3 protein-coding genes and 1 tRNA gene are annotated in these 3,949 nt (G+C 37.5%); 2 read left to right on the top strand and 2 right to left on the bottom strand.

Features of this window, described 5'->3' with window-relative positions; all coding sequences use genetic code 11:
• A partial coding sequence (locus DWW81_RS12945) for a sigma-70 family RNA polymerase sigma factor (RefSeq protein ID WP_207661182.1) occupies positions 1–398 on the bottom strand: 398 nt, incomplete at its 3' end.
• A gap of 1,245 nt (positions 399–1,643) precedes the next feature.
• Between DWW81_RS12945 and DWW81_RS12940 the strand changes: the two genes are divergently transcribed.
• Both DWW81_RS12940 and DWW81_RS12935 read left to right on the top strand, forming a co-directional pair.
• Positions 1,644–1,826 (top strand): hypothetical protein, encoded by a 183-nt coding sequence (locus DWW81_RS12940; protein WP_117898185.1) that lies wholly within the window; start codon positions 1,644–1,646, stop codon positions 1,824–1,826.
• A gap of 108 nt (positions 1,827–1,934) precedes the next feature.
• Complete coding sequence (locus tag DWW81_RS12935) at positions 1,935–3,527, top strand: recombinase family protein (protein WP_117898184.1); 1,593 nt, start codon at positions 1,935–1,937, stop codon at positions 3,525–3,527.
• A 195-nt stretch (positions 3,528–3,722) separates the two neighbouring features.
• On the opposite strand, the gene DWW81_RS12930 is transcribed toward DWW81_RS12935, so the two are convergent.
• Positions 3,723–3,809: transfer RNA gene (locus tag DWW81_RS12930), tRNA-Leu, on the bottom strand.
• Positions 3,810–3,949: the final 140 nt, after the last annotated feature.

The raw sequence follows: 3,949 nt of genomic DNA, 5'->3' as shown, positions 1-3,949 counted from the left end.
ATTCCCTGGACGCATACAAGATAGAGTATATCTCTATCAGTTTTATTTAATTTTCTTATGCAGCAAACCCATTGATCGTAGGAAAATTCATAGTAATCTTTGTCATTAAAGTATATATCATCTTCATAGGGCACATTTGAATTGTTATTTTTTTCTTTTGAAAGAATGTTAAATGCTCTGTTCCTAACACTAATAACAACATATTTCTGCTTTTCGTAAGAAGTTAAATTGTTAACTTTTTTGAAATTCTTCGCAACGGAAAAGAAGACCTCCGAGACACATTCCTCCGCAAGACTTTCGTTTTTTAGTATCTTATAAGCAATTATGTATGCTTTATTTCTACACGCTCTATATAGTACCTCAAAATCTGATACATCGTCATCATCAACTAATACCATATGAATCGGTAACATTTTGTCACTTCCTATCAATAAGTCAAAACATTTATTTTTCCAAAATTGAGTATATCACATCTAAGACCAATTTGCAACATTCTTATCGTCATTTTTATGATTATGCTTTTTTTGCAAGTACAAGAACTCAAACAAATAGATTTTAGACAAGGAAATATATTCTTATCGCATAAATAAAAATTATGAGGTGGCGTTTTACCACCTCATAACTTTGTGTAAATGCTAAAGCTAAAAGTCATAAAAGTTCTGACTATTGTGTAATCATACAGACTTGAGAAAATTTTTTCAAATAAGGTTGTTAAGTCATCAGTTACTTCCCCTATACAAGTATAGGAAAACTCGACAAATTATCAATTTCAATTTTGTGCAACCATACAAAATTTATAAAACCCAAATAAAAAAATCCTGTACTTTTTCAAATTTGTTGCCAGTAATAATAAGAGATCAATTGAAGTGATTTGCGATAGTCTCCGTGTCACACAGACATACCTTTAATATAACATACTAAGTAATATTAATATAGCAAAAGAAAAAATGTATATTACCAACAAAGTGGAAAGACAGATAAAATAATGACCGTGACAGTAGTGACAGTAAAAATGGTAGCGGAGTTACTGTCAACAGGCTGACTTCAAAATAGTGAAAAGCCTTGAAATTCCTTGCTTTGCGAGGTGTGACAGTAACTGAAATCGGATAAAGTTACTGTCAACATTTCAAGGTTACTGTCAACGCAACGTAAGCCAATTTGAGGGCTTGATTTTTCTGTCGGGTAAGTTTAGCAAAAGCATTTCAAAAGCCAACACAAGCAATTTGTGAGCCGCTGTGGGCGATATGTGGGAGAGATTTTAATTCTGATAATAAAAAGGCAGTTGTCAATCTGCACAAATACCGGATATGCAGCAGTTAAAGCAAAGTTAAATATTTCATTGCAAGTTAAAGTTTCGGGGTCACAGCCCCCTAAACGTTCACAGCGGACGAGCAAAGCTCGCCGCAAAAGTGCCGAAAATACGCAGTTTCAGCAAAATGATTGTGCATAATTTTTATGGGGTCATAAATTTGAGCTTTGAATGATTGAGGGGTCGTAAGTGCAAAAAACTGCGTGAAATCGGCATAATTGCGGGCGTTGTTGATGATGTCAAACGAAATTTTAAGAAAGGAATGATTAAAAATGATCAGTTTAAAAATCAGAGAAAAAGAAACTGAAAAGACAGTAAGGAGGGCGATAAAAATATGCCAAGACAAAGAGAAATCCCGAAAATCAATTCAGTCACTGTTATCTATAATGGCGACGGAAAGACATTTGATACCTTCATGGAGTCCATGATTAACGACTATTTGAATTCAGATAGTATGTCCAAATGCTCCGACTCCGATTTTATTGATAAGGTAGAAATTATTGATAAAACAGCGTGATCGCTGGACTTTAAGGGTGGCTTGTGGTAGTGTCAATCTGAACGAAGTTCAGATAGGTAACGCGGACACACCACAGCGTGCCTGCCGAATTTAAAGGAGGTCGATAAAATGAGAGCGTGGCTATACTACAGATTATCTCGTGACGAAGATGAGGAAATGAACAGTCTGCAAAATCAACGACAGATTTTAGTTGATTACGCTGAGCAGAATGGTTACGAAATCGTCGGAGAGAGCTTTGATGACAATGTTTCAGGAATGACGTTTAACAGAAAAGGCTTAGGAGAACTTGAAATTGCTGTTGACGAAGGTAAAATTGATGTAGTTCTGGTCAAGGATCTATCAAGACTTGGCAGACACCGTACTCAAACGGAACTGTTCATAGATCACTTGCGACAGAACAATGTCAAGGTCTATTCTGTGACTGAGGGCATTGATTCCAGTAACGAGAATGACGATTTGATGATTGGATTCAAGCAGATCTTCAACGATTTTTATGCTAAGGACATCAGCAAAAAAGTAAAAGCAGGTGTACGTCAAAAGCAGAAAGGAAAAGGTCTGATAGAGTCCTTACCCCTCGGTTACAAGCGTGACCGAAACACAAATACTGTTTTGGTAGACGATGAAACAGCTTGGATAGTGCAGGAAGTATTCAAGCTATACGTTGACGGCTACGGCTTGACCACAATCGCAAAGAAGATGAACGAACGTGGAATAAAATCACCAGAATACTATCAGCGCAGAAAGCTAGCAGATTGGAAACCCGACATCTCTAAAAAATACTTGTGGGTACAAACAGCAGTCAAACGCATTCTCACAAATGAATTATACATTGGCACAATGGTTAATCATAAGACAGTAACTTCAAAAATATACAAAACCAAAACTTTCATTCCGCCCGAAGAACAGTATCGCCATGAGAATTTCTGCGAACCAATAATTGATGAAACAACTTGGAAACAGGCTCAGTTCTTGCTGAAAGAGCGTTCGCAGATCAATCCACGTTCGCAAAATGGCAGGAATCTTCATCGCTATTCCGGATTAATAAAATGCTCCGACTGCGGGGCTTGCTTTGTAGCTCGCACAAGAAAATGGAAAGGCAAAGAGTACGTTGAATACACTTGCAACAGCGCACACCGCTACGGCAAGCAATACTGTACTCCGCACACAGTCCGTGAAAATCAGCTTGACGCTTTGATCGAAGATGAAGTCCGAGGACTTCGTGAAACGATACTTGCCGAAAGCGAACGCTACAACAAGATTGTCAAGGATTGGGTAAAGAAAAAGCCGCTGTATGAACGTCAGATACAGCAGCTCAACGATAAGATATTATCACTCCGACAGCAGATCGAAGATTTGATTATAGAGCGAATCGGCGACAGAGAACACGCACAAGTTTACAACAATATGATTACTAAGCGTGAAGAAGAAATATCCGCTATTGAAAAACGGATAACCGACTTGAGGGAATATGACAAAATCTGCAAACAGAGAAAAGAACAGCTTAAAAACACAACACAGATACTTGATGAAATCCTGTCCGAGGGTACGATTTCGGATATCAATCTAAGAATGTTAGTCAAGCGAATTTTCATTCATCAAAATGAAGATAAAAGTCTTGATATCAGATTCGAGATGAACGGAGAGTTTAATGGAACTGTCAGCGTGTTTATTGAGCCAACAGAAGAATTAGAAAGTGCATAGAAATTAAAACGAAATCCGCAGTATCGCCTGCGGATTTGTTCGTTACATATATGAATATATTAACCGACAGACGCATTAGCTATGGTAGTGCGTTTTAGCATAATATCAATTAAAAATTGTTCTTAGAGCCAGCGTGTCTGCCCATTTATTTTTACTGGAGCAAAAGAAAAAAGCCCGATAAAATCGAGCTTTTCGTGGTGCGGATGACGGGACTTGAACCCACATGACCTTGCGATCACTAGCACCTGAAGCTAGCGCGTCTGCCAATTCCGCCACATCCGCATATTTAACGTTGCTCAATGCAACGTATTTATTATATCATATTACACGTACTTTGTCAATACTTTTTCGCAGTTTTTTCGATAAAAACGTGTAGTGCTACAATAGATATTGGACAAAATTAAGAAAAAAGAAAAGAGAGA

The sequence above is a fragment of the Ruminococcus sp. AF17-1AC genome, from assembly GCF_003461385.1.
Classification (GTDB): domain Bacteria; phylum Bacillota; class Clostridia; order Oscillospirales; family Ruminococcaceae; genus Hominimerdicola; species Hominimerdicola aceti.
Note: the sequence above shows the minus strand (reverse complement) of the source record. Positions and strands in the feature narration are given on the sequence as shown.

Excerpts from the sequence above, each read along its gene's own strand:
- DWW81_RS12935 (WP_117898184.1), top strand. The coding sequence starts at position 1,935 with ATGAGAGCGTGGCTATACTACAGATTATCTCGTGACGAAGATGAGGAA.
- DWW81_RS12940 (WP_117898185.1), top strand. The coding sequence starts at position 1,644 with ATGCCAAGACAAAGAGAAATCCCGAAAATCAATTCAGTCACTGTTATC.